The 22,213-nt window shown below is 51.1% G+C and carries 24 protein-coding genes; 17 read left to right on the forward strand and 7 right to left on the reverse strand.

The features are described from left to right. Window positions 1–82 precede the first annotated feature (82 nt). The 5 genes from NSU14_RS08125 (at window position 83) to metE (ending at window position 6,858) form a co-directional block, all read left to right on the forward strand. On the forward strand, window positions 83–853 hold the full coding sequence (locus NSU14_RS08125) for an ABC transporter ATP-binding protein (RefSeq protein WP_042138784.1): 771 nt from the start codon (window positions 83–85) through the stop codon (window positions 851–853). Further along, window positions 828–2,777, forward strand: coding sequence for an FtsX-like permease family protein (locus NSU14_RS08130; RefSeq protein WP_042138783.1), 1,950 nt, complete (start codon window positions 828–830; stop codon window positions 2,775–2,777). Before NSU14_RS08125 ends, NSU14_RS08130 begins: the two co-directional genes overlap by 26 nt. Before the next feature lie 15 nt (window positions 2,778–2,792). Then, window positions 2,793–3,416 (forward strand): DedA family protein, encoded by a 624-nt coding sequence (locus NSU14_RS08135; RefSeq protein ID WP_039295402.1) that lies wholly within the window; start codon window positions 2,793–2,795, stop codon window positions 3,414–3,416. Between the two features lie 27 nt (window positions 3,417–3,443). Continuing rightward, window positions 3,444–4,304 (forward strand): undecaprenyl-diphosphate phosphatase, encoded by an 861-nt coding sequence (locus NSU14_RS08140; protein WP_042138782.1) that lies wholly within the window; start codon window positions 3,444–3,446, stop codon window positions 4,302–4,304. 253 nt (window positions 4,305–4,557) lie between these two features. Beyond that, window positions 4,558–6,858 (forward strand): 5-methyltetrahydropteroyltriglutamate--homocysteine S-methyltransferase, encoded by a 2,301-nt coding sequence (gene metE, locus NSU14_RS08145; RefSeq protein WP_042138781.1) that lies wholly within the window; start codon window positions 4,558–4,560, stop codon window positions 6,856–6,858. 186 nt (window positions 6,859–7,044) lie between these two features. On the opposite strand, the gene NSU14_RS08150 is transcribed toward metE, so the two are convergent. Next, the gene (locus NSU14_RS08150; protein ID WP_076245672.1) at window positions 7,045–7,197 is read right to left on the reverse strand and encodes a DUF1540 domain-containing protein; all 153 of its coding nucleotides are present in this window, start codon (window positions 7,195–7,197) and stop codon (window positions 7,045–7,047) included. 371 nt (window positions 7,198–7,568) lie between these two features. On the opposite strand from NSU14_RS08150, the gene NSU14_RS08155 reads away from it, so the two are divergent. Then, complete coding sequence (locus NSU14_RS08155) at window positions 7,569–8,714, forward strand: DUF4349 domain-containing protein (protein WP_052421960.1); 1,146 nt, start codon at window positions 7,569–7,571, stop codon at window positions 8,712–8,714. A 50-nt stretch (window positions 8,715–8,764) separates the two neighbouring features. Further along, complete coding sequence (locus NSU14_RS08160) at window positions 8,765–9,172, forward strand: GNAT family N-acetyltransferase (protein WP_340944103.1); 408 nt, start codon at window positions 8,765–8,767, stop codon at window positions 9,170–9,172. Between the two features lie 109 nt (window positions 9,173–9,281). On the opposite strand, the gene msrA is transcribed toward NSU14_RS08160, so the two are convergent. Beyond that, on the reverse strand, window positions 9,282–10,268 hold the full coding sequence (msrA, locus tag NSU14_RS08165; RefSeq protein ID WP_042138779.1) for a peptide-methionine (S)-S-oxide reductase MsrA: 987 nt from the start codon (window positions 10,266–10,268) through the stop codon (window positions 9,282–9,284). Window positions 10,269–10,359: 91 nt separating this feature from the next. Continuing rightward, window positions 10,360–10,968 (reverse strand): TVP38/TMEM64 family protein, encoded by a 609-nt coding sequence (locus NSU14_RS08170; protein ID WP_042138778.1) that lies wholly within the window; start codon window positions 10,966–10,968, stop codon window positions 10,360–10,362. A gap of 147 nt (window positions 10,969–11,115) precedes the next feature. Between NSU14_RS08170 and NSU14_RS08175 the strand changes: the two genes are divergently transcribed. The 4 genes from NSU14_RS08175 to NSU14_RS08190 all read left to right on the forward strand — a co-directional run bounded on the left by NSU14_RS08175 (window position 11,116) and on the right by NSU14_RS08190 (window position 13,932). Beyond that, a complete protein-coding gene (locus tag NSU14_RS08175; protein ID WP_042138777.1) occupies window positions 11,116–12,051 on the forward strand; it encodes a Gfo/Idh/MocA family protein in 936 nt (311 codons plus the stop codon). A gap of 32 nt (window positions 12,052–12,083) precedes the next feature. Further along, the gene (locus NSU14_RS08180; RefSeq protein ID WP_042138776.1) at window positions 12,084–12,413 is read left to right on the forward strand and encodes a hypothetical protein; all 330 of its coding nucleotides are present in this window, start codon (window positions 12,084–12,086) and stop codon (window positions 12,411–12,413) included. A 126-nt stretch (window positions 12,414–12,539) separates the two neighbouring features. Then, window positions 12,540–12,857: a winged helix-turn-helix transcriptional regulator gene (locus tag NSU14_RS08185; RefSeq protein WP_042138775.1), complete on the forward strand. Its 318-nt coding sequence runs from the start codon at window positions 12,540–12,542 to the stop codon at window positions 12,855–12,857. Window positions 12,858–13,209: 352 nt separating this feature from the next. After that, window positions 13,210–13,932, forward strand: a complete 723-nt coding sequence (locus NSU14_RS08190) for a hypothetical protein (protein ID WP_052416607.1) — start codon at window positions 13,210–13,212, stop codon at window positions 13,930–13,932. A gap of 157 nt (window positions 13,933–14,089) precedes the next feature. Here NSU14_RS08190 and NSU14_RS08195 read toward each other — a convergent pair whose 3' ends face one another. Beyond that, a complete protein-coding gene (locus NSU14_RS08195; RefSeq protein ID WP_336102319.1) occupies window positions 14,090–14,533 on the reverse strand; it encodes a hypothetical protein in 444 nt (147 codons plus the stop codon). Beyond that, window positions 14,520–14,735: a helix-turn-helix transcriptional regulator gene (locus NSU14_RS08200; RefSeq protein ID WP_042138773.1), complete on the reverse strand. Its 216-nt coding sequence runs from the start codon at window positions 14,733–14,735 to the stop codon at window positions 14,520–14,522. The genes NSU14_RS08195 and NSU14_RS08200 overlap by 14 nt, the downstream gene beginning before the upstream one ends. 233 nt (window positions 14,736–14,968) lie before the next feature. Here NSU14_RS08200 and ric point away from each other — a divergent pair, with 233 nt between their 5' ends. Continuing rightward, the gene (ric, locus tag NSU14_RS08205; RefSeq protein WP_336102328.1) at window positions 14,969–15,664 is read left to right on the forward strand and encodes an iron-sulfur cluster repair di-iron protein; all 696 of its coding nucleotides are present in this window, start codon (window positions 14,969–14,971) and stop codon (window positions 15,662–15,664) included. Window positions 15,665–15,930: 266 nt separating this feature from the next. Here the strand turns inward: ric and NSU14_RS08210 are convergent, their stop codons facing one another. Then, window positions 15,931–16,014 (reverse strand): putative holin-like toxin, encoded by an 84-nt coding sequence (locus NSU14_RS08210; RefSeq protein WP_336102329.1) that lies wholly within the window; start codon window positions 16,012–16,014, stop codon window positions 15,931–15,933. Window positions 16,015–16,211: 197 nt separating this feature from the next. Here NSU14_RS08210 and NSU14_RS08215 point away from each other — a divergent pair, with 197 nt between their 5' ends. The 5 genes from NSU14_RS08215 (at window position 16,212) to NSU14_RS08235 (ending at window position 21,326) form a co-directional block, all read left to right on the forward strand. Beyond that, complete coding sequence (locus NSU14_RS08215; RefSeq protein ID WP_042138772.1) at window positions 16,212–16,913, forward strand: hypothetical protein; 702 nt, start codon at window positions 16,212–16,214, stop codon at window positions 16,911–16,913. A gap of 190 nt (window positions 16,914–17,103) precedes the next feature. Next, a complete protein-coding gene (nirB, locus tag NSU14_RS08220; protein WP_336102320.1) occupies window positions 17,104–19,530 on the forward strand; it encodes a nitrite reductase large subunit NirB in 2,427 nt (808 codons plus the stop codon). A 25-nt stretch (window positions 19,531–19,555) separates the two neighbouring features. Continuing rightward, window positions 19,556–19,897, forward strand: coding sequence for a nitrite reductase small subunit NirD (nirD, locus tag NSU14_RS08225; RefSeq protein WP_042237941.1), 342 nt, complete (start codon window positions 19,556–19,558; stop codon window positions 19,895–19,897). Between the two features lie 24 nt (window positions 19,898–19,921). Then, complete coding sequence (locus NSU14_RS08230; protein ID WP_039295420.1) at window positions 19,922–20,740, forward strand: formate/nitrite transporter family protein; 819 nt, start codon at window positions 19,922–19,924, stop codon at window positions 20,738–20,740. Between the two features lie 103 nt (window positions 20,741–20,843). Next, the gene (locus tag NSU14_RS08235) at window positions 20,844–21,326 is read left to right on the forward strand and encodes an NUDIX hydrolase (RefSeq protein WP_336102321.1); all 483 of its coding nucleotides are present in this window, start codon (window positions 20,844–20,846) and stop codon (window positions 21,324–21,326) included. Between the two features lie 134 nt (window positions 21,327–21,460). Here NSU14_RS08235 and NSU14_RS08240 read toward each other — a convergent pair whose 3' ends face one another. Then, window positions 21,461–22,180: a Crp/Fnr family transcriptional regulator gene (locus NSU14_RS08240; RefSeq protein WP_216626496.1), complete on the reverse strand. Its 720-nt coding sequence runs from the start codon at window positions 22,178–22,180 to the stop codon at window positions 21,461–21,463. Window positions 22,181–22,213 lie beyond the last annotated feature (33 nt).

The following is a 22,213-nucleotide window of genomic DNA, read 5'->3' on the forward strand; positions in this document are numbered from 1 at the left end:
TAGCTGTAAGTTTCAGAAATAGCAGCATTAGTTTACAGTTTGTATAATGTAAGCAATCCAGGTGAAAGAGGAGCGGTAGCCCTTGCCCCTATTAGACGTACACAATCTATCCAAAATATATGAAGGCAAGGTATCCATTCACGCGCTGAACCATATCCGGTTCGCCGTAGAGAAGGGGGAATTCGTCGGAATTATGGGCCCGTCCGGCAGCGGCAAAACCACGCTGCTCAATGTCATCGCGACGATTGATGAACCCACCTCAGGCCAGGTAATGATCAGCGGCAGGGACCCGAATCTGCTGGCCCGCAAAGAGAAGGCACTGTTCCGCCGCAAGGAGCTGGGCTTTGTGTTCCAGCACTTCAATCTTCTTGACACACTTACGGTGGAAGAGAATGTAGTACTGCCGCTGACGCTAAGCGGGAGTTCCGTTGCGGAAATGGAAAAGCGGCTGGCTGAAGTAGCTTCCAGGCTGGATATTGCCGGGCTGCTGCACAAACGCACCTATGAAATCTCCGGAGGCCAGATGCAGCGTGTAGCGATTGCCCGGGCGATGATCCACCGCCCTTCGCTGATTCTGGCGGATGAACCCACCGGCAGTCTGGATTCCAAGGCGTCGGAAGAAGTGATGGGGCTGCTGGCTGAAGTGAATGAAGCCGAAGGAGCGACAGTGCTGATGGTTACGCATGACGCGGTGGCAGCGAGCTTTTGCCACCGGGTGATTTTTATCAAAGACGGCCGCTTCTACAGCGAGATATACCGGGGCAGCAGCAGAGCCGCCTTCTTCCAGAATATCATCGACATGCTGTCACTGCTGGGAGGAGCCGGCCATGACCTTTCGGCAATTCGCCTATAGGAATGTAACCCGGAGCAAGCGCAAGTATGCTGCCTACTTTGTCAGCAGTGCTTTTTCGGTGATGATTTTCTTCCTGTGCGCTTTGTTTATCTTCCATCCGGTAATTTCAGGAGCTCTCATCCTGGATACTGCGGCTAAGACAATGATGATGGCAGAAGGGATCATCTATGTTTTCTGCTCGCTGTTTGTCCTGGTATCCGTCGGCTCCTTCCTGCAGTCCCGCAAGCTGGAGTTCGGTATCCTGCTGATGCATGGCATGACCAAGCAGCAGCTCAACAAGATGGTGTTTCTGGAAAATATGCTGATCGGCGGCTCGGCGATCTTCAACGGCACACTGCTCGGGATGCTGCTCGGCAAGCTGTTCCTGATGATAGGCTCCGCCTTTCTCGGCATTCCCCCGCTGGATTTCCATCTAAGCTGGCAGGCACCGGTGCTGACTATTATCAGCTTTGTGCTGCTGTTCGTCCTGATCTCGCTGTCCACCTTCTTTTTTATCGGCAATGAGACGCCGCGGGGAATGTTCCAAGGCGGACGCAGAGGAGATGCGGAGCCGCACGTTCACCGCTGGCAGGCGCTGCTCTCCGCACTGCTGCTGCTGGGCGGTTATGTGCTGGCAGTGCTGACTACAGCCACCACGGTGGAGGTGATGATGTTCCCGGTAGTGGCTATCACGGTTGTGGGTACCTACCTGTTCTATACACAGCTGAGTTTATACGTGGTAGAACAGCTGAGAAGATTCCGGCACTTCTATTGGCAGCGGATGCGGATTATCACCTTCTCGGGTTTATCGTACCGCTGGAAGGATAACGGGCGGATGTTCTTCATGGTGACCATTGTCTCGGCGGTATCCTTCACTTCGGTGGGTGTTTTCGCGTCGATCCATACCCTGTCACGGGAGCTGAAGCTGGATTATCCCGCAGCCGTAGGCTACGTCGCCAAAGGCGGAGCGGCCAGTTCCACGGCAGTGCAGGATTTGGACGGCATCGAGTCGGAGCTGAAGCAGTTGGGACTAACGTATGATACCTTGTCGATCCCGGTGAAATATGTCGATGTGGCCGCGCAGAGCGGACCGGACCATACTGAACGGTTACCGCTCATGGCTTACAGTGACTACAGGCTGGCTCTCCAATATGCCGGCTTCGATTCCTCTGAACCTCCGCTGGAAGGACACGACGGTCTGGTGATGATCGGCTCCCAGCGGGACCGCAGCCTGATCAGTGAGCGTGTCAAAGCCACTTATACGCTGGAGCAGGGAACAGATATCCGGGAAGTTGGCTACACACAGCATGTACCGGTTGCCGAATATCTGCTGCCGGAGCTGGACGGGCGGGGCGGAGGAGATTTCAGCGGCCTGGTGGTCAGCGACAGTCTCTATAACACCATCGTTCCGGTCCAGCAGGACATGTACTACGGCTTTTACATGGAGGATTTCCCCCGGACGGTAGGCATTGCTTCAAGTCTTGCGGACGGCGGCAAGGTCGCCTATGAGCAGAAGGCAAATTACGCTGTCGTGGTCAGCGGAACACTATTTGAGATTCAGCGGACGCTGTACAGTACGATGCTGTTTGCTTCCCTCCTGGTGGGGACCGTCTTCTTCATCGCGGCAGGAAGCTTCCTGTATTTCCGGCTGTACATGGATCTGGAGCATGACCGTTTCCAGTATTCTGCGTTGTCCAAAATGGGCTTCACCGATCAGGAGCTGGACCGCAGCGTCACCCAGCAGCTGGCCCTGATGTTCTTCGTTCCGGTGCTGCTGGCCATATTGCACAGCGTCTTTGCTTTCATTGCCCTGCAGCGCCTGTTCTATCTGTCGATTGCAGCCGAGACAGGGGCAGTGCTGGCCGGATATCTGGCAGCCCAGGGAATCTATTTCTTCTTCATCCGCAGCCGTTATTTACGCAATCTCAAGAAAAATCTGCTCTAAACAGGAGGCCCGCATATGCAAACATGGATTACGGATTTTATGGAGCAGTTCGGATACTTCGGCATCTTTCTGATGCTGGCGCTGGAGAATGTATTTCCGCCCATTCCCTCAGAGGTCATTCTCCCCTTCGGCGGATTCATGACCACTACGACTGACATGACGATTCCCGGCGTGCTGATCGCTTCAACCGCCGGTTCACTGCTGGGTGCAGTGATTCTGTACTGGATCGGACGGATGCTGGATGTGGACAGACTGGAGCGGATCGTAGACCGCTGGGGCGGCCTGCTGCGGATCAGCGGGAAGGATATCCGCAAGGCGGACGCCTGGTTTGACAAATACGGCTACTGGACCGTGCTTTTCTGCCGGATGATTCCGCTCGTACGCAGTCTGATCTCCATTCCCGCAGGGATGTCCGGGATGAAATTCGGCGTGTTCATGCTGTTTACAACGATCGGAACATTAGGCTGGAATGTGCTGCTGGTGCTGCTGGGGGCCGCGCTTGGAGAGTCGTGGGAGGATATTGCCGGTATTATCGGCACCTATTCCAGTGTAGTATATGCCATCATTGCTGCAGGACTTTTGTTGCTCGGATTCCTGTATTACCGTAAAAGACTGAATGCCGGCAAGGTCCGGGGATAATTTTTCAACATTCAAAGGAGGATAACCATGGAGCTGCTGACCATTGTCAAAGCAATCATACTGGGAATTGTAGAAGGACTGACTGAATTTGCTCCGGTATCCTCAACAGGTCATATGATCATTGTGGATGATATGTGGCTTAAATCTCAGGAATTTCTGGGAAAATATACGGCGAACACGTTCAAGGTTGTTATTCAGCTGGGCTCCATCCTTGCTGTAGTGATCATTTTCCGTAACCGGTTCATCGATCTGCTCGGGCTGAAGAAATTCAGCCGCAAGGAGCTGACGGTGGTGCCTGAGGGGCAGCCGCAGGCGCCTGCCGAAGGCCGTCTGAAGTTAGCCCAGGTAATCGTAGGTCTGATTCCCGCCGGAATTTTCGGTTTTCTGTTCGAGGATTACATTGATGAGCATTTATTTTCCACTTCTACAGTGCTGATCGGACTGGTCGTTGGTGCCATATTTATGATCTGCGCCGACCGGTTTGCACCCAAAACCATCAAAACAGAGAGTGTTGACCAGATTACATATAGGCAGGCGCTATCGGTCGGACTGATCCAGTGTGTCTCCCTGTGGCCGGGGTTCTCACGGTCCGGCTCGACGATTTCCGGCGGCGTGCTGCTGGGGATGAGCCACCGCGCGGCTGCCGATTTCACCTTCATTATGGCTGTGCCGATTATGGCCGGAGCGAGCCTGATTTCGCTGCTGAAGAATTGGCAGTACTTCACGCTGGATGCCCTGCCGTTCTTCATCGCCGGCTTTATCAGCGCCTTCCTGTTCGCGCTGTTGTCGATGCGTTTCTTCCTGAAGCTGATTAACAGAATCAAGCTGCTGCCCTTCGCCATCTACCGGATTATTCTCGCCGGTGTAGTCTACCTGATCTGGTTCTGAGCCGTCTGCACGGTTGCCACAGCCGCACCTCCTTCATTGGAGCGTGCGGCTTTAATTATGTTCGGGGTCCCCGGGAAGTAAATGAGTGACCCCCGAAGCTATAGCCCAGCTTTGTGGGGGGATTTGCTTTTGTTATAAGGAATCTGTATAGCCAAACTCCCCGGAATCTGTTGCGGACCGCAGAAAATGTGAAGTAAGATGGCAGCAGATTAAGGATGCAGCACCTAACTTAACCCAAGAGGAGCGGACATAAATGAGCAAAGGAATTAAGACAAGCAGCCTCGGCTATCCGAGAATCGGCAAGAACCGCGAATGGAAAAAGACATTGGAGGCTTACTGGGCCGGGAAAATAGATGAGCAGAATTTCCGCGCACAGATGGAAGAAATTCAGCTCCAGCATTTGCAGACCCAGCAGCAGGCCGGCATCGAGCTGATTCCGGTGGGCGACTTCACCTTCTATGATCATGTGCTGGATACCGCAGCGATGTTCGGCATTGTACCGGCGCGCTACGGTTATCAGGGCGGAGAGATTCCGCTCGACCTGTACTTTGCCATGGCCCGCGGCAATGCGGGAGCTACGGCCTGCGAGATGACCAAATGGTTCAATACGAATTACCATTACATCGTGCCTGAGATTGGCAGCATTACACCTGTCCTGACAGAGAATAAGCCGCTGGCTGCCTACCGGTTCGCCAAAGAACGGGCAGGCATTGAAGGCAAGCCTGTTATAGTAGGGCTCTATACCTTCCTCAAGCTGTCTAAGGGATTCCCGGCTGCCGAAATAGCCGCAGTTGCTGCCCGCTTCCTGCCGGTATACGTACAGCTGCTGCAGGAGCTGCAGCAGGAAGGCGTGGCCTGGGTACAGATCGACGAGCCGGCAATTGTAACGGGCTTAACGGCAGAGGATATCGCGTTGCTTAAGACTATCTACGGGGAGATCGCCGCTTCAGTACCGGGCCTTAATGTTATTCTGCAGACCTATTTCGAAGCTGCCGAGCCGCTGGAGGCATTGCTGGAATTGCCAGTGCATGGCCTGGGCCTGGATTTCGTCCATGACGGAGGCAAGAACCTGGAGTCCATTGCCCGCCTGGGCTGGCCTCAGGATAAGACCCTGGCTGCCGGAATTATCGACGGACGCAATATCTGGCGTTCGGATATAGATGCCAAGCTGGAGCTGGTTGCTGAACTGCAGAAATATGTGCCACAAGAGCAGCTGATTCTCCAGCCCGCCTCGAGCCTGCTGCATGTGCCGGTTACAGTCGAAGGGGAAGACAAGCTGAAATCTGCGGTCAAGAATGCATTAGCCTTCGCCAATGAAAAGCTTGCGGAGCTGGTTCTTATTGCTGCAGCTGCAGACGGGGGCACTGAACGTTATGCAGAGGAGCTGGCCGCAACCCGTGAAGTGCTTGCTGTATTCCGTGCCCTCCCGGAACGCGGGCGTGAGGATGTAGCTGAGCAGGTACGCTCGTTGGAGAAGCTGCCGGACAACCGCGGTCTTCCTTTTGCTGAGCGGGTGAAGGTTCAGCAGGAGAAGTGGCGTCTGCCGCTGCTGCCTACAACCACCATCGGCAGCTTCCCGCAGACGGCTGAGGTCCGCCAGGCCCGGCTGAAGTGGCGCAAGGGGGTATGGACCCAGGAGCGTTATGACGGGTTCATCAAGCGTCAAATCGCTGAGGCTATCACCCTTCAGGAGGAGCTCGGGCTGGATGTGCTGGTACATGGTGAGTTCGAGCGGACGGATATGGTCGAATTCTTCGGAGAGAAGCTGGCCGGTTATCTCTTCACCGGGGGCGGCTGGGTTCAATCATATGGCTCACGCTGCGTGAAGCCGCCCGTTATCTATGCCGATGTTGCTTTTATCGAGCCGATGACCGTCAAAGAAAGCCTGTATGCCCAGTCGCTGACGAAGCTGCCGGTCAAGGGGATGCTGACGGGTCCGGTCACGATCCTGAACTGGTCCTTTGTCCGCGATGATCTCAGCCGTGAAGCCGTTGCAGGGCAAATCGCACTTGCGCTGCGCCATGAGGTGACAGCCCTGGAGGAGGCGGGCATTGAGATGATCCAGGTCGATGAACCGGCCATCCGCGAAGGCTTGCCGCTGAAGGCGGGAGATCATGAGCATTACCTGAATTGGGCCGTGAAATCGTTCCGGATCGCGACGAACCATGTCAAGGATACGACCCAGGTGCATACGCATATGTGCTACAGCGAATTCAACGACATGATTGGTTCGATCTCGGCGATGGACGCGGATGTTATCTCAATTGAGACCTCCCGCAGCCACGGGGAGCTGATCGTCAGCTTCGAGGAGCAGGAATATGACAAGGGCATCGGACTCGGAGTGTATGATATCCACAGTCCGCGGGTTCCAGTTGTAGAGGAGATGACTTCAGCTATCGAGCGGGCGCTCCGCGCTCTGGATGTGCAGCAGTTCTGGATTAATCCGGACTGCGGATTGAAGACTCGCGGATGGGAAGAGACCACAGCCGCACTGCGTAATATGGTGAAGGCGGCGGTCCTTGTACGGGAGAAGAGCGGGGCAGTCAGCCGGTAAACGTTTCTGCTAATCTGTGGTAGCTGCCTGACATAAATAAATCACTATATTCAGGGTAAGCCACTCTGGTTATAGTGATTTATTTTCATTTTTTTGCAAGAAACACTTGATAATAATTATCATTCTTGATAAAATGAAAAAAGAAAAGAAGGAACCGTGGAGGGTCCCTTCGATATTCTTCAGACCTTATTTGCTTTCAAAGGTTTTGCAATCTGTTTCTTCAGAATGAGTAGGTTCTTTGGAGCTGTGGTAAGCAACGAAGATGGACTCAGCGTTGCATTTGTTTTCTTCAGCCCAGTAAGTACAGGAGTTAACTGCACACAATACGTCTTTTGCCATGAGGGTTCACCTCCTCTTATAGTAGTTGGCATCATAAATCAGTTAGCAATTGAATAGATCTGTCCGGCAAGGTGGAGCTTGTCCGAACAGCACCTTACCCTTATTCCTTGAGAATGGAGGGTATTTGGTGCTTTTTGTCTTTTACAGACACTACAATTGTAACAAATAAAGAGCTATTACGCAAACGGGATCATTCAGCTGCTGAGTGTCCTGTTTGGCATTTTTACCGATATGGGAAAAAACACAAAAAAAGGCTGCTATCCTCCTAATTGTCTGCAACCTTCCAGCTTTTGGAACGTCAAAGGGTATAAGCGCGGAAGAGATCTATAGATAAAACGGCCTTTCGCCATTACACTATTGGAGGAATGAACATGCGAAAATGGGGTCTGCATTCTTTGTTGTGTTTAATTGTGTTGGCAGTGGTTCTGGCAGGTTGCGGGGCAGGCAATAACAATGCCAATTCGGCGGCAGATACAGCGGATAATGCGCTGACCGCTGAGTCCGCGGCGGCAGTGGAAGACGGCTCAGTTGCCAGTGTGCCGGCAGCGAAGGAAATGACCGAAAATTTCAACTCCACCACCGCGGTGGCTGTGAATGATCAGAATGCGGTGCAAGGCGGAGGTGCGAATCCTGCGGTCCCTAATCCGGGGGCAGAGCAGGCGGCAGACGCTTCAGCCGGGTTCACGGGAACTGATGTGGTGGCAGGTCTGAACAAAAAGCTGATCTATAAGGCTAACCTCAACATGGAGGTAGCTGATTACGGGGCGGCACAGACCGAAGTACGGAATATGATCACACTGGCAGGCGGTTACATTATTGAATTTTCAGAGAATATGTCTGAATATGAACAGGGCGGAACCTTCATCCTCAAGGTACCGGCGTCGGGCTTCTCTTCTTTTCTGAACAATCTGGAGAAGGTCAAACATGAGAAGCTGCAGAGAAGTATTCAGGGGCAGGATGTCTCGGAAGAGTACGTGGATCTGGAGTCACGCCTCAAGGCTAAGCAGATGATGGAGACGCAATATATCGATTTCATGAAAAAAGCGACCAAACCGGCAGATCTCGTGCAGTTTGCCAACCAGCTGGGTGCAATCCAGGAGCAAATCGAACAGATCAAGGGCAGAATGCGTTATATTGACCAGAACGTATCCTTCTCGACCGTGGAGCTTCGCCTTTACCAGACAGAGGAGAGCATCGCCGTCACCCAAGTGAAAAAACAAGGACCGCTGGGTGAACGTGCTTCGGAGGCGCTGCAGGGCAGCATGAAGGCATTATCTGTAATGTTCCAGTGGCTTGTAGTTGTGCTGGCGGCTGCACTTCCGGTGCTGATCGTGGCTGCAGTGGTTGTGGCGGTTGTGATCTGGTTCCGCAGAATCTTTAAGCGCCGGGAGCGGGAGCACTTCGAACAGATACGCCAGGGCAACCGTGAACAGAACCGGGAACTGCTGGACCGTGACGTTGAGGCGCCTATCGCACCAGCTGAAATAGAGAATGATACTGAGAAAGATAATAAATAAGCAGTTGAATGGTCAGGTTCAGAGTTTGAAGTGATTAAGGGGGAAGCGGAGTGGGCTTTACTTACCGCACAGATATTCCGGACATGGATGAGTATTACAGCTTATATCAATCCACCGGCTGGAATGCAGATAGGCTCTGGACGAAGGAACATATGCACATGGCGCTGAAGAATAGCTGGCATATTCTCACGGTGTATGAGGATGACCGCCTGGTGGCCTCCGGCCGGATCGTTTCCGATGGTGTAATCCAGTGTTATGTGTGCGATATGATTGTGCTTCCGGCTTATCAGAAGCAGGGACTGGGACGCGCAGTTATGGATCAGCTGATCAGTCATTGCCTCAGCCGGGGGATCCGCTGGATTCAGTTGTCATCAGCGCAGGGGAAATCGGGCTTCTACAGTCAGTTCGGATTTCTGGAACGGCCTGCCGGGGCACCGGGGATGAGTTTGTTTTTATAAGGGCTATAACACTCATGTGAAAAGCCTCCAAACCTGTTATTACCGGTCTGGAGGCTTTCTGCTGTAGCGATGACTTATGGGTGGATGAGGCGGCCGTTATCGACCTGCGTCAAGCATGCTGGAAAAGAACGCGGTACTCGCCGTAGCCTTCCTTCTCCAAATCTTCTTTGGGAACAAAACGTAAAGCCGCCGAATTGATGCAATAGCGCAGCCCGTTTGCCCCGGGACCATCATTAAAGACATGGCCGAGATGGGAATCGGCTGTTTTGCTGCGCACTTCGGTGCGGATCATCAGATGGCTGAGGTCAGTTTTCTCCTTGACTGCATAATCGCGGATCGGACGCATGAAGCTCGGCCAGCCGCAGTCGGAATCGAATTTATCCTGTGAGCTGAACAGGGGCTCGCCGGAAACAATATCCACATAGATTCCATCCCCGTGATGATCCCAGAATTCGTTGCGGAAGGGGGATTCGGTAGCGCTGTTCTGCGTAACTTCATACTGCAGCGGAGTCAGGCGCTCCTTCAGGATTTTTTTGTCCTCCTTGTGAGTCCAGTGTGCTTCGATAAAAGCTTCCCGCCCGGAGCCCTTGCGGTAACGCTTGTAATGGCCGGGATTCTTGTGGTGATATCCCTGGTGGTATTCTTCGGCCGGATAGAAAGGCTTGGCCGGAAGAATCGGAGTCACAATAGGAGCAGAGAAACGTCCGCTGGCTTGCAGTGCTGTCTTAGATGCCTCAGCCTGCAGACGCTGCTCTTCCGAATGGGTGAAAATCGCTGTTCCGTAAGAGGTGCCGCGGTCATGGAATTGCCCTCCGGCATCGGTAGGGTCAATCTGCTGCCAGAACAGCTCAAGCAGCTTGGTATATGGGAAAATATCCGGATTAAACGTAATCTGCACAGCCTCGACATGTCCGGTCGTTTCCGAGCAGACTTCCTCGTAAGTCGGATTAACGGTATGACCGCCTGTATAGCCGGAGATTACCTCGACAATACCGGGAAGTTCTTCAAACGGGGATACCATGCACCAGAAGCATCCTCCGGCGAACGTAGCTTTTTCCGTCTTGACGTTTATAGAATCAGATTGAACTTCACTCATTAATATCCCTCCATCTATAGAATGCAATTAAATAGATCACAATTTAATTATAAATCAAATAGCTGCACTCTGCCAGCTTGATGGATACCCCTCAGATTTTAGCGGACCGCGGCCGCATGGAGAATCCGGCAGCTGCAAGCACGGCGATGTAGAGAATCACGGCAATGGCAGCATTGCGCGGATGCTGGAACATTTGGCCGCCGAGGAAGGCGTACAGGGTGATCCCCGGGATTTTACCTAGGCCGGTTGCTGCAAGATAACTCCAGAAGGGCAGTCCGGCAGCACCGGCGTAGATATTCACGGCCATTTGCGGAATTACAGGCGCCAGCCGGGCGAGGACTACAGAGGCAAACGGACGCCGCTGCACGGCCCCGGTGAATTTATCCAGCGCTGAAATTGAGTTCAGATAAGTCATGGATTTGCTCTGGAACATATATTTAACCAGACCATACACGATTGCTGCAGCCAATGTGGTTGCGCTCCAGCATATTAACGCTCCCGCCAGGCTTCCATAGGCGTATCCGAACAGACCTATGATCAGCTTGTAGGGGATTACCGGAAACAAGGCCAGAACAGTGGCTGCAAGCATGGACAGAAGCAGATTATGGTCCTCTTTGAGCCAGGCCAGAATCTCATACCTGTAGATAAACGCGAGGATTATACACGAAACATACAGAATTACCGTCAGCCATTTTCTCATTTTACTATGCCCCTTCTTTACTCCATACATTTCATCATACTGAAAAAAAAGTGATTATTGAAGCAAAGATCATTGTCGCCGCCGCTTGTCACGGTATAATACACCTATAAGGGATAGAAATCCCCAATATTTAAGGGAGATACCTCAATGAATATACCTGTACGCAAAAGAGTGGCATTAATCGGCATCGGCGATATTGCCCGTAAAGTCTATTTGCCGCTGCTCTCCCGTCATGATCAGGCGGAAATTGTAGGGGTACTCAGCCATTCCTCTGCGACGGTGCAGCGGGCAGTTCAAACCTATCGTCTTCAGAAAGGGACAACTGACCTGAATGAGCTGTTATCCTGGGACATAGATGCTGTATTCGTGCATAGTCCAACACCTACACATTATGAACTTGTAACCCGTTGCCTGGAGCATGGGGTCTCCGTATATGTGGACAAGCCGCTGTCTTATGATCTGGAAGAATCCCGGCGGATGGCCGAGCTCGCAGAGAACAAGGGACTGCTGCTGGGGGTTGGCTTCAACCGCCGCTATGCTCCGATGTATATGGCGGCCAAGTCCTGGCTGCTGAAAGCCGGTGGCATTAGCCAATGCAGCGCAATCAAGCACCGGACGAAGCTGCAGCAGGGTACAAGCCATGAAACCATTCATGATGATCTGATCCATATGCTGGATCTGCTGCTATGGCTGTGCGGCGGCGATTATGAATTGCTTCACAGCAGCCTGAAGACAGATACAGAAGACAGATTGCTGCAGTCATTGGGGCAGCTGGACTGGAAGAGCGGAGCAACCGGAATATACAGTATGGTGCGCGATGCCGGTGCTGATCTGGAGAAGCTGGAGCTGCACGGAAATGGCAGATCAGTCGAAGTGACGGATATGGAACGGGCGACATTATATGAGCAGGGTTCCCTGCCGCGCACGCAGAATTTCGGCAGCTGGGACACTATACTGGAGCGCAGAGGCTTCAGCGGAGCCGTCAGCCATTACCTGAGTAATATCGCGACCCCGGAGCAATGCGGCATTTCCGCTTCAGCCGTATTGCCGAGCCATGAGCTGGCAGCGAAGCTCAGCCGTTGAATTTTCAGATTAGCAGCAGAGAGGAGAACAACATGGAAGATCAGGATTACGGCAAGTCAATGGAAGAGAGAATTATCGAAAGCTACAAACGGGATGAGGAAATGATGATTCTTGTTTTTGCCCAGTGGTGCGTGAATAACAAGCTGGACCCGCACGCACTGTATTTACAGGCATATCCGCAGCAGGAGGGCAATCAGGCGCTGAGCAATGCGCTGGCACTGACTGTATCCGAGGAAGAGGCCGGTTTTATCTCCGATGACACCGTACTTGGTGTACTGTCGCTATATAGCAATGATGACCTCGCTTACGTGGTAACTGAAGCGATTCATCAGCGGGAGCAGAAAGCAGACACAAGGGATTGACAACGAAGATATAATAGTTATGGTTAATGAACTTTTTTTTGGTAAACGATGTTCATTACAGAATAAATGTGGTAAAATTATATATACTAACTAATAGTAAGTTTCACAAGTGAGAGGTGAAAAACAATGGAAGAACATCAACTGACGATGTGCCCGAGATTCGAGACGGCCTTTTCTTTTTTAGGCAAACGTTGGAATGGACTTATTATTCAGACATTGATGAGCGGCCCTAAGCGGTTCAAGGATATTTCCGGACTGATTCCGACAATGAGCGACAAGATGCTGTCCGAGCGTATGAAGGATCTGGAATGTGAAGGCATTCTGGTACGTCATGTATATCCGGAAACACCGGTGCGCATTGAGTATGAATTAACGGTCAAAGGCCGGGCGCTTGAGCCGGTTATGCAGCAAATTCAGTTCTGGGCCGAGAGCTGGGTTGAGTAGTTACGTTTCATATTCCTAATGACAGCCCCTTACCGGTCTCCGGTTTAAGGGGTTTTTGCTTCGGTTTTGCTAAATAAAACTTGCACTGTGTCCAAACCTGTGTAATATAATAGAACAAACTAAAGTTACGGATGTGTGGAAGCGTTGACAAAACTGGGAAAAGCCTAAGGAGAATGTGAATAAGCCGAAGTTAAGGCAAGTAAACTAAGACGATGCTTTCGAGGCAAGTTTTGAACGATGCTGATTCAGGGATGTTTAGGCTCACAAAACCTAGCGTATGCTTTCGATGCAAGTTTTGCCGTAGTGGACTCTTATGAAGTAACGCTCACAAAACTTTTAGGAGGCGAGGATCATGACCATCACCTTGTTTTCCCGCGAAATAGCCTATGGAAAAAAGGATGTCGCTGAACTGGAGACTGCGTCAATTAGAGTGCAGCTGATTTATGACAAGGTGTTGTATATGCTTCATAGCCATCTTCCCGCTTCATTATGGGATGCCTGGATTGGCGTGCCTTATGAGATCATATCCTCTCTATACAAAGGGGACAATGATAGCGGCAGTGTGTTTCAGAAGTGGATTCAAAGCCCCTCCGGCTGGAAATGCATCGGTTGTGAACGGCATTGTCTGGAGCCTGTGACAGCTGCGGATAGCGATACCTCCGGCCCGCCGCGCCGCTTCACCTTTCATAACGGCATTAGTCAGAGTATGGTGCTGCAGGCGGTAATCTGGTCGATGTATGAGAATACGCTGCTGCTCCAGCCTTACTTAGGTGAAGAAGCTTTTCTTAGCGAAGATGATTTGGAGCTTATTTCTGTATATTTCGTGCCTACCTATATGACACAGACCCCGTTAATGGAAATGAATAAACAAGCCAAAGAATATAAGGATAAGAATATCAGAGTCTATCAGGAATGGATCTCTGCCCCGGATCTGGTGCTGCAGTGGAATGGAGGTCTGACCGAAGGCAGGTGGATGACTGGAGTGTATGTGGATCATTCGCGGTTTGCCGGGCTTGGACCCTATTTGAAGGATGCGCAAGGCAAGCGGACATATATGCAGGCGACTGTTCAATAAATCATACTATGCATACATTGAAGGGTTAAAGGTTGGCTTTGAGAATGATTTAGAAGACAAACAAGAAGGAAAGTGCTGCTGAATAATTTGTTGAGCTCCTTGATGCGGCAGCACTTTGGGAATGATTGAGTATCATTAGGAATCCGCCAGGTACTTTTTATGCCTCATCACGGTTATTCCTTCTTCTGATCCAATAAACCAAACTTAAGATCACCACTCCAACTGCTGCAGATATGATCAGAATTGCGTTTCCGCTTGCACTACCGTCTGGTATTATCGGGGATGGACTCATGCGCGCGGCAATAATGATGCATACTGCAATCAGAATTGCTAGAAGGATAACGGCTGCGCTTCTGCTATTAGCTGTCAGGCCCTCCCGTCCAGGTCCTACATAGGAACCGTTCCAGATCAGACGTGCCAGATAGGAGCCGACACCAATCATAAAAATAACATAATTACTCAATGGATACTTGAGCCACTGTATTCCGTAATTATGCAGGCCCATATCCGCCAACAGCAGGAAGGCCAGTAACATAAATGACTGATTCCCCGCTTTGTTCCGCTTCAACAGTTGTCTTTCGTCCAGGTTAGCTTTGCTCATACTCAGTTCCCTCCCAAAAAAGTTGATCCAGCGTCTTACCCAGTGTTAGGCAAATATCAATACATAACCTGATTGTGGGATTGTAGTCACCGTTCTCAATTGCAATAATCGTCTGTCTGGTGACTCCCACAGCATCCGCCAGCTGCTTCTGCGACATGTCTTTTGCCGCTCTTGAGGCCTTAAGCCTCAGGTTTTTCCCCATTCCCTCACCTCGCGTAGATTGTAATATATATTTAACATTATGTCTACTATATTATACATGGTGGATTTTTTTATAATCATTCCGTTCAATAAAATTTTATATATCCAGTGCGTACAATCACTAGTCCATCCTCCTGCCGGTGTTAAGGTGTAAAGGTGATCAGCAACTAAAAACCTATACCCATAACATGAGGAGGGGCCACAATGGCGTCCAATCAATTAAACGATATAACAATTCAATCAGGTTTCACCTCTGAAGCAATGGTCAGAGACATCGTCCTGCAGTTCCCTAAGGCTGCGGATTATTTCAAGGCTAAGCGCATTGATTTCTGCTGTGGAGGCGCGAAGCCGCTGGCTGAAGCTGCTGCCGAGAAAGGGCTTGATCCGGAAGCGATGATTCAGGATCTGAACAAGCTGCAGGAAGAGCATCCGGTACTGGAAGAGGATACAGCCTGGAACGAGGCCTCCTCTGAAGAGCTGGTGAATTATATTGTGAACAAGCATCACCGCTACCTGCGTGAAGAGCTTCCGCTAATCAGCCAGAATGTAACCAAAGTCTTCCGCGTGCATGGCGAGGATTCTCCGCATCTGGGCGAGATGCACCGCCTGTTTAATCTTTTGCGCGAAGATCTGCTTCAGCATACGGCGAAGGAAGAAGAGAGCGAATTCCCTAAAATGCTAGCCTACACACAGAACCCGACTGAAGAAGGCCTATCGGAGCTGCGCGGCCTGCTGCATAATCTGGAAGCCGAGCACGATGGTGCCGGTGAGATCCTCCGCGAGCTCCGCCGGGTAACCAATGATTACACACCGCCTGCGCATGCCTGCACGACTTACCGCCTGACCTATGCACGCCTTGAGGAGCTGGAAGGTATGACCTTCGAGCATGTGCATCTGGAGAACAATAACCTGTTCTTGCGTTATCAATAAAATGTATTGCTACGGAAAGTCCCTCCGGGGACTTTTTTGTTATATAGAATGCGATAATAATGCAAGATTTAGGAGGCACAGTTCTAATGCCGGTCAGCCGAGTTAACTTTCATCGATCTCTGTGGTATACTCGATTCAGAAACAGCGTACAATGCAAAGAGAGCCGTGCGACCAACACGACTCCCCATTTGCAACAGCCGCTTTTAAGGGCGGAGGATTGGAATATGGTTTAGCAGAAACAGACCGCATCCTTTGACCAGGGCGGTCTATTTCTTTTGGAGGTAGTTAAGCAGAGCAATAATGAACATGCCGAACATGAACATCATTGACAAAGCTTGATAAACCTCCATTGGCCCCACCTCCCTTCCGGGAGAATAGCCGACCGCCCTTGTAAGCCTTCTATTGCTTCTGTGATTATAGCATGAGACCTTTTAACTTGGAAGATTATACCAATGATTGCTACATGACAGAAATAATTTGAGAACAGGTCTTCTATGCGGTATCCTTAAAGAGTCAGGGATATTACATAAGAAGGCGGTGCCGTGGAATGTCCACGAAATGGATGGGGCGCTTACTGCTGTGCCTTGTTTTTATAATCACAGCCAGCGGCTGCAGCTCGGTTCTGGGACCGGGAAACACCGGGGGCAACACCGGAAGCGGAAGCACAGGACTATCTTTTTCAATTCTGGTGGGTGAACGTGAAATGGCAGGAACCTCCGGCAGACTGCTTAACGAAGCTTATAAAGAAGGTAATTCCATCATAGAACTGCTGAGAAAGAGCGGGATCGTTACTTTTGCTGCAGACGGCTATAGTATTCTTGAGGTCAATAGAGTTGCGCTTAGTCAGGATATGATGTGGGAAGTACAGGTGAACAGCAAGAAGCTTACGGATTTGAACAGTAAAATCGAGGCTGGAGCGGCGATTCTCTTCTCTGCACAGCCGGCCGCAGCCGGGGCGTTATTTCAACCGGTTATCCTTACGGTGAACGGCGGGAGTGAACAGCCTGAGCTGACGCATTCGCATGTGCTGTCCTTTACGGAAGATTTGTCAGTGAAGGGACTTATGAAGAACAGCGGGATGATTAAGCTGGCAGAAAATAACAAGACGATTCTTACCGTAATGGATTACACGCCACTCAGCAGTGAGGAGTGGAAACTGAAGGTTAATGACAAAGCGCTGCTGGGCAATGGGGTGGATATGAAGCTCAGACCGCAGGACAAGCTGGAGATATCACTGGTTCTGAGGTAATTACGATAGCGGATACAAGGATTTCTGTGCCGAGTGCGCGGAGGTCCTTTTTTGTGTGTCTAATACTTTATGTGAAATGTTTCACATTTAATGTGACTGGAATCACAAATGCCGGGGAATTTTGGGCAGTATAATTTCACTATAAAGCAAGTTTGTGAAGAAATCTGAGTTCTGAAGGAGGGTCCTACCAGTGACAGCGAACAGAGAAAAGTTAGTGCTGATTGGCAATGGCATGGCGGGTGTAGGCACTATTGAACAGATTTTAAAGCTGGGCGGCGCTTATGATATCACGATCTTCGGCAGTGAGCCGCATCCCAATTACAACCGGATTATGCTGTCCTATGTTCTCGAAGGCAGTAAAACCATTGAAGATATTATCCTGAATGACCGTCAGTGGTATGCGGATAACAATATTACCCTGCATACTGGAACGACTGTCACCCGGATTGATGAACAAACCCGGCAGGTGATTACAGATAACGGACAGGCGGTTCATTACGACAAGGTTATCATTGCTACGGGTTCTAATTCGTTCATATTACCTGTTCCGGGCAGTACAAAGGACGGGGTAGTCGGCTTCCGTGATATCGCAGATTGCGATGCCATGCTGGCCGCAGCGAAGCAGTACCGCACGGCAGCTGTTATCGGCGGCGGTCTGCTTGGTCTTGAAGCAGCCAAAGGCCTCGTGAATCTGGGGATGGACGTTACCGTTGTGCATCTGCTTGAGGATCTGATGGAACGGCAGCTGGACCGAACGGCATCTTCCATGCTGCAGGCGGAGCTTGCGCGTCAAGGTGTGAAATTCGCCATGGGCAAGCAGACGGTCGAATTGACTGGAGAAGAGCGGGTTACCGGGCTGCGCTTCAGTGACGGCAGTGAGTTGCCCGCAGAATTTGTGGTAATGGCAGTCGGAATTAAACCTAATGTTCAGCTTGCCAAGGATAGCGGCATCGAGGTTAACCGCGGGATTGTCGTCAATGACTATCTGCAGACCTCCATGGCTAACGTGTATTCTGTCGGTGAATGTACGGAGCACCGGGGGACCTGCTATGGTCTGGTAGCGCCGCTTTTCGAGCAGGGGATGGTACTGGCTAAGCATTTGTCTGGTGTGCAGACTCCGGGATACGAAGGTTCGGTTGTCGCGACGAAGCTCAAGATTTCCGGTGTTGATGTTTTCTCGGCCGGAGAGTTCACCGAAACAGCGGAGCATACCGTCATATCCGCCAAGGATGAGTGGAAGAGAACCTATAAGAAGATTTTGCTCAAAAACAATATTATTGTCGGTGCGGTTCTGTTCGGTGATGTAACGGAATCAGCGAGCCTGCAGAAGCTGGTGAAGCAGGGAACAGAAATGACCGATGAGATCTATGGAGAGGTCATGGGCACAGGCTGCTGCGGCGGAGGCGGAGCCAAGAAAGGTCTATCCGTTGAAGCAATGGCCGATGAAGAGATTGTCTGCGGCTGCAACGGGGTTACCAAAAAGGCGATTGTTGATGCCGTTACGGAGAATGGCTTCACTACAGTGGATGAAATCAAAGCCTGCACCGGAGCTACCCGTTCCTGCGGCGGCTGTAAGCCAGTTGTTGAGCAGATTCTGCAGTTCGTATTAGGGGACAGCTTCCAGCAAAGCGCCAAGCAGGGGATCTGCAGCTGCACCCCGCTTAGCCGGGATGAGATTGTAGCCGAAATTACGGCTAAAGGGCTCAAAACCACCAAAGAAGTTATGCATGTGCTGGACTGGAAGCAGCCGGAAGGCTGTTCTAAATGCCGTCCTGCTGTGAACTATTATCTGGGTATGATCTATCCGGACACCCATGAGGACGAGAAGGAATCGCGCTTCGTTAATGAACGGATGAGCGCTAATATTCAGAAGGATGGAACTTATACGGTTATTCCGCGGATGTACGGAGGGGTTACCACTCCCGAGGATTTGAAACGGATTGCCGATGTTTCCCTGAAATATGATGTGAAGGTTGTGAAGGTGACCGGCGGGCAACGTCTGGATCTGATCGGTGTCAAAAAAGAGGATGTACCGAAGGTGTGGGAGGAGCTGGATATGCCGTCCGGCTATGGCTATGCGAAATCCCTGCGCACTGTGAAGACCTGTGTAGGTTCGCAGTTCTGCCGTTTTGGCACACAGGATTCCATGGGCATGGGCGCTATGCTTGAGCGCAAGTATGAGCGCCTGGATATGCCGGCCAAGTTCAAAATGGCGGTTAACGGCTGTCCGCGTAACTGTGCAGAATCCTGCACGAAGGATATCGGCATTGTCGGCAATGACGGCGGCTGGGAAGTATTTATCGGCGGAAACGGCGGCATTAAGCCACGGATCGCTGATGCCTTCTGCAAGGTAAGAACCGATGAAGAGCTGGTCGAGGTCTGCTCCGCCGTAATGCAGTATTACCGTGAAACCGGCAATTACCTGGAGAGAACTTCAGAATGGGTAGAACGTATGGGCCTTGAGCATATCCAGACCGTTATTCTGGGCAGTGATGACAACCGGAAAGAACTCGCTGCACGGATTGACTTCGCCCTGGCACAAGTCAGCGATCCATGGAAAAAGATGCTGGATGACAACGGTACCCGCACAGCACTGTTCGAACAGACACGGGTCTAGCCTGAAAGGAGAGGGAGAGAAAATTATGGAACTCAGTAATCGAGAGTATGCAGTAGGAGCCGCAGACGATTTCATGCTGCAGATTGGCAGGGTAGTAAATGCAGGAGAGGTGGAGTTAGCTATATTCCGCACATCGGATGGCGCTTTCTATGCCGTGGAGAACCACAGTCCCCACCCGAAGGGCGGTCCGCTCGCTGAGGGGATTGTATCCGGCTATTATCTGTATGACCCGCTTCATGACTGGAAAATCGATCTGCGGACCGGAGAAGTTCAGGCTCCGGACCGCGGTCAGGCAGTAGTCCATCCGGTTGTTGTGGAGGACGGAGTCGTCAAGGTTAGTCTGCCTGCGGCAGTGGCAAGGCTATAAATTAAAAGAAGAGCAGGTGTAGATATGTTTACGCAGAGCGTAGAGAATATCGTTGAGACAGCCGTAGGCAAACGCGACAAGATGAATGAGAGCCTGCCCAAATATTTCTTGGCGGCACTCCTGGCAGGAGCTTATGTAGGTATTGGTATTATTCTGATCTTCTCGCTGGGGGCTCCGCTGGCAGCGATCAAGTCACCGTTCCAGCCGCTGATTATGGGCGCATCCTTCGGGATTGCCTTGACCCTGGTTGTATTCGCTGGCTCGGAGCTGTTCACAGGAAATAATATGTTCTTCACGGTAAGCACGCTTGCCGGGAGAACTACGGTCTGGGATACCGTGAAGAACTGGGTCCTGGTATTCCTCGGCAATGTAGCCGGTGCAGTGGTTCTTGCCCTGCTGATTCAGGGATCGGGTCTCTTTAAGGCGGCGCCTGCCGAGCATCTGATCTTCGCGGCAGCAGCCAAGAAGATGAGCCTGCCGTTCTCGGAGCTGTTCTTCCGCGGTATTCTCTGTAACTGGCTGGTCTGCCTGGCGCTGTGGATGTCCTCCCGCGCCAAGAGTGAAGCGGCGAAGCTGGTGCTGATCTGGTGGTGCCTGTTCGCCTTCATCGCAAGCGGCTACGAACACAGTGTAGCGAACATGACGCTGCTCAGCGTGGCAGTACTGTTGCCGAATCATCCCGAGACCGTGAGCATTGCCGGCTGGCTGCATAACATGATTCCGGTTACGCTAGGCAATATCATCGGCGGCGGTGTATTCGTCGGCATGGCATACTGGCTGATCTCACCTGTGCGTAGTCCCCGTAAAGTATCAACTGCCATGCAGACTAAGAAAATAAGTTAATTTAGAAGCCCCGCAGTTTAATTACTGCGGGGCTTTTTTGTCACTGAAAGGAGCATCTATCTGTGGTAAGCTGTTTAGGACTCGAATCAGGGAGTGGACAGTCATGAAGAGCTTTAACCATTTTGGCGTATATGGAATTTGCCAGCGTGACGGCAAGCTGCTGGTAATTCATAAGGGAAGAGGGCCATACACCGGAAGATACGATCTGCCTGGCGGAAGACTTGAAGAGAACGAATCTCTGCTTGACGGCCTAGTCAGAGAATTCATGGAGGAGACCGGATTTGCAGTCAAGGCAGAACGAAACCTGGGCATATTCGATTTTTTTGTCCGTTATCAGGAGGAAGACTTCACGCATATGCATCATCTGGCAGCGTTGTACCAGGTTGAATTGGACGGGGAGCAGGAGCCAGCAGCTATTTCAGCTTTTGCAGAACAGGATTCGAGCGGGATGGAATGGGTGGAATTAGCCCGGATCACGCTGGATTCGGCTTCACCGGGAGCTGTACTGGCAGCGAAGTGGCTTAGCGGGGATGAGCTGACTATGAGGACAGAATACTATGATTTTTGGGAAATAAAGACCTTGTAGAATTGCTGGCAGCGCGGGAATCACTTCAGCAGACAAGAAAAAAAGACGCCGGACAGGGCGCCTTCGACCACTCTATTAATTTATTGGGTCATATATGTTTCATTGAGGTGAATAGAGGGTATTATTATTAGGAATTAAATCCGGCAAATTTCATTAGGGCATAATTCACAGTGGCAGATGTCCTGAAGCATCGACAGATCCTTGATGACAATCATGCCGTTCTCATACTCTACAGCGTCTTTTTTACGCAGATCGCTTAGCATACGGTTAACACTTTCGCGGGTAGCGCCAATCATGTTGGACAGATCAGTATGCGTAATTTTTTTATTGATCAGAATGCTGTCGCCGGTCTTCTCTCCATAGGTGTTGCCCAGACGGATCAGCGTAGAGCAGAGTGCACCCGGTTTGCCGTACATCATCAGGTCGCGGAATTTCGTCTGCGTGAGACGGTGATGAATCCCCATCCATTTCATGAAGTCAATCGCGAAATCACAGTGCTGGCAGATCAGAATCTCCAGATCCTTCTGCTCGATGACGCCGACTTCACTTTCTTCAATTACTTCGGCAGTGAAGCTATGCTTCGTGCTGAAGAAAGGGTCTGCCTGACCAACCATGTCACCGGCCTGATACATATACAGGATTAGTTCCTTGCCTTCGTCAGTTGATTTGGTTAGTTTCACACGTCCACGTTTGATATAAAACAATTTATCCGAATAGTCGCCTTCCCAGAATAGGTGAGAGCCTTCAGGGACCATGCGCTCCTTCATTGTGACCAATAGCCGGTTAAAGTTCTGTTCGGAGAAACAGTTTGTATTGCCGCGGGCTTCGATAACATTATAATGTTCCTTTATCATAATCGACATCCCCTTTATTCCCTCAGTTTTTCA

It is taken from the genome of Paenibacillus sp. FSL R10-2771, from assembly GCF_038000205.1.
GTDB lineage: Bacteria > Bacillota > Bacilli > Paenibacillales > Paenibacillaceae > Paenibacillus_AQ > Paenibacillus_AQ phytohabitans.

Bases quoted from the DNA above. Each gene is read 5' to 3' on its own strand.
- NSU14_RS08130 (WP_042138783.1), top strand. From the start codon at position 828: ATGACCTTTCGGCAATTCGCCTATAGGAATGTAACCCGGAGCAAGCGC.
- NSU14_RS08135 (WP_039295402.1), top strand. From the start codon at position 2,793: ATGCAAACATGGATTACGGATTTTATGGAGCAGTTCGGATACTTCGGC.
- NSU14_RS08140 (WP_042138782.1), top strand. From the start codon at position 3,444: ATGGAGCTGCTGACCATTGTCAAAGCAATCATACTGGGAATTGTAGAA.
- metE (WP_042138781.1), top strand. From the start codon at position 4,558: ATGAGCAAAGGAATTAAGACAAGCAGCCTCGGCTATCCGAGAATCGGC.
- NSU14_RS08150 (WP_076245672.1), bottom strand. From the start codon at position 7,197: ATGGCAAAAGACGTATTGTGTGCAGTTAACTCCTGTACTTACTGGGCT.
- NSU14_RS08155 (WP_052421960.1), top strand. From the start codon at position 7,569: ATGCGAAAATGGGGTCTGCATTCTTTGTTGTGTTTAATTGTGTTGGCA.
- msrA (WP_042138779.1), bottom strand. From the start codon at position 10,268: ATGAGTGAAGTTCAATCTGATTCTATAAACGTCAAGACGGAAAAAGCT.
- NSU14_RS08170 (WP_042138778.1), bottom strand. From the start codon at position 10,968: ATGAGAAAATGGCTGACGGTAATTCTGTATGTTTCGTGTATAATCCTC.
- NSU14_RS08175 (WP_042138777.1), top strand. From the start codon at position 11,116: ATGAATATACCTGTACGCAAAAGAGTGGCATTAATCGGCATCGGCGAT.
- NSU14_RS08180 (WP_042138776.1), top strand. From the start codon at position 12,084: ATGGAAGATCAGGATTACGGCAAGTCAATGGAAGAGAGAATTATCGAA.
- NSU14_RS08185 (WP_042138775.1), top strand. From the start codon at position 12,540: ATGGAAGAACATCAACTGACGATGTGCCCGAGATTCGAGACGGCCTTT.
- NSU14_RS08190 (WP_052416607.1), top strand. From the start codon at position 13,210: ATGACCATCACCTTGTTTTCCCGCGAAATAGCCTATGGAAAAAAGGAT.
- NSU14_RS08195 (WP_336102319.1), bottom strand. From the start codon at position 14,533: ATGAGCAAAGCTAACCTGGACGAAAGACAACTGTTGAAGCGGAACAAA.
- NSU14_RS08200 (WP_042138773.1), bottom strand. From the start codon at position 14,735: ATGGGGAAAAACCTGAGGCTTAAGGCCTCAAGAGCGGCAAAAGACATG.
- NSU14_RS08210 (WP_336102329.1), bottom strand. From the start codon at position 16,014: ATGGAGGTTTATCAAGCTTTGTCAATGATGTTCATGTTCGGCATGTTC.
- NSU14_RS08215 (WP_042138772.1), top strand. From the start codon at position 16,212: ATGTCCACGAAATGGATGGGGCGCTTACTGCTGTGCCTTGTTTTTATA.
- nirD (WP_042237941.1), top strand. From the start codon at position 19,556: ATGGAACTCAGTAATCGAGAGTATGCAGTAGGAGCCGCAGACGATTTC.
- NSU14_RS08230 (WP_039295420.1), top strand. From the start codon at position 19,922: ATGTTTACGCAGAGCGTAGAGAATATCGTTGAGACAGCCGTAGGCAAA.
- NSU14_RS08235 (WP_336102321.1), top strand. From the start codon at position 20,844: ATGAAGAGCTTTAACCATTTTGGCGTATATGGAATTTGCCAGCGTGAC.
- NSU14_RS08240 (WP_216626496.1), bottom strand. From the start codon at position 22,180: ATGATAAAGGAACATTATAATGTTATCGAAGCCCGCGGCAATACAAAC.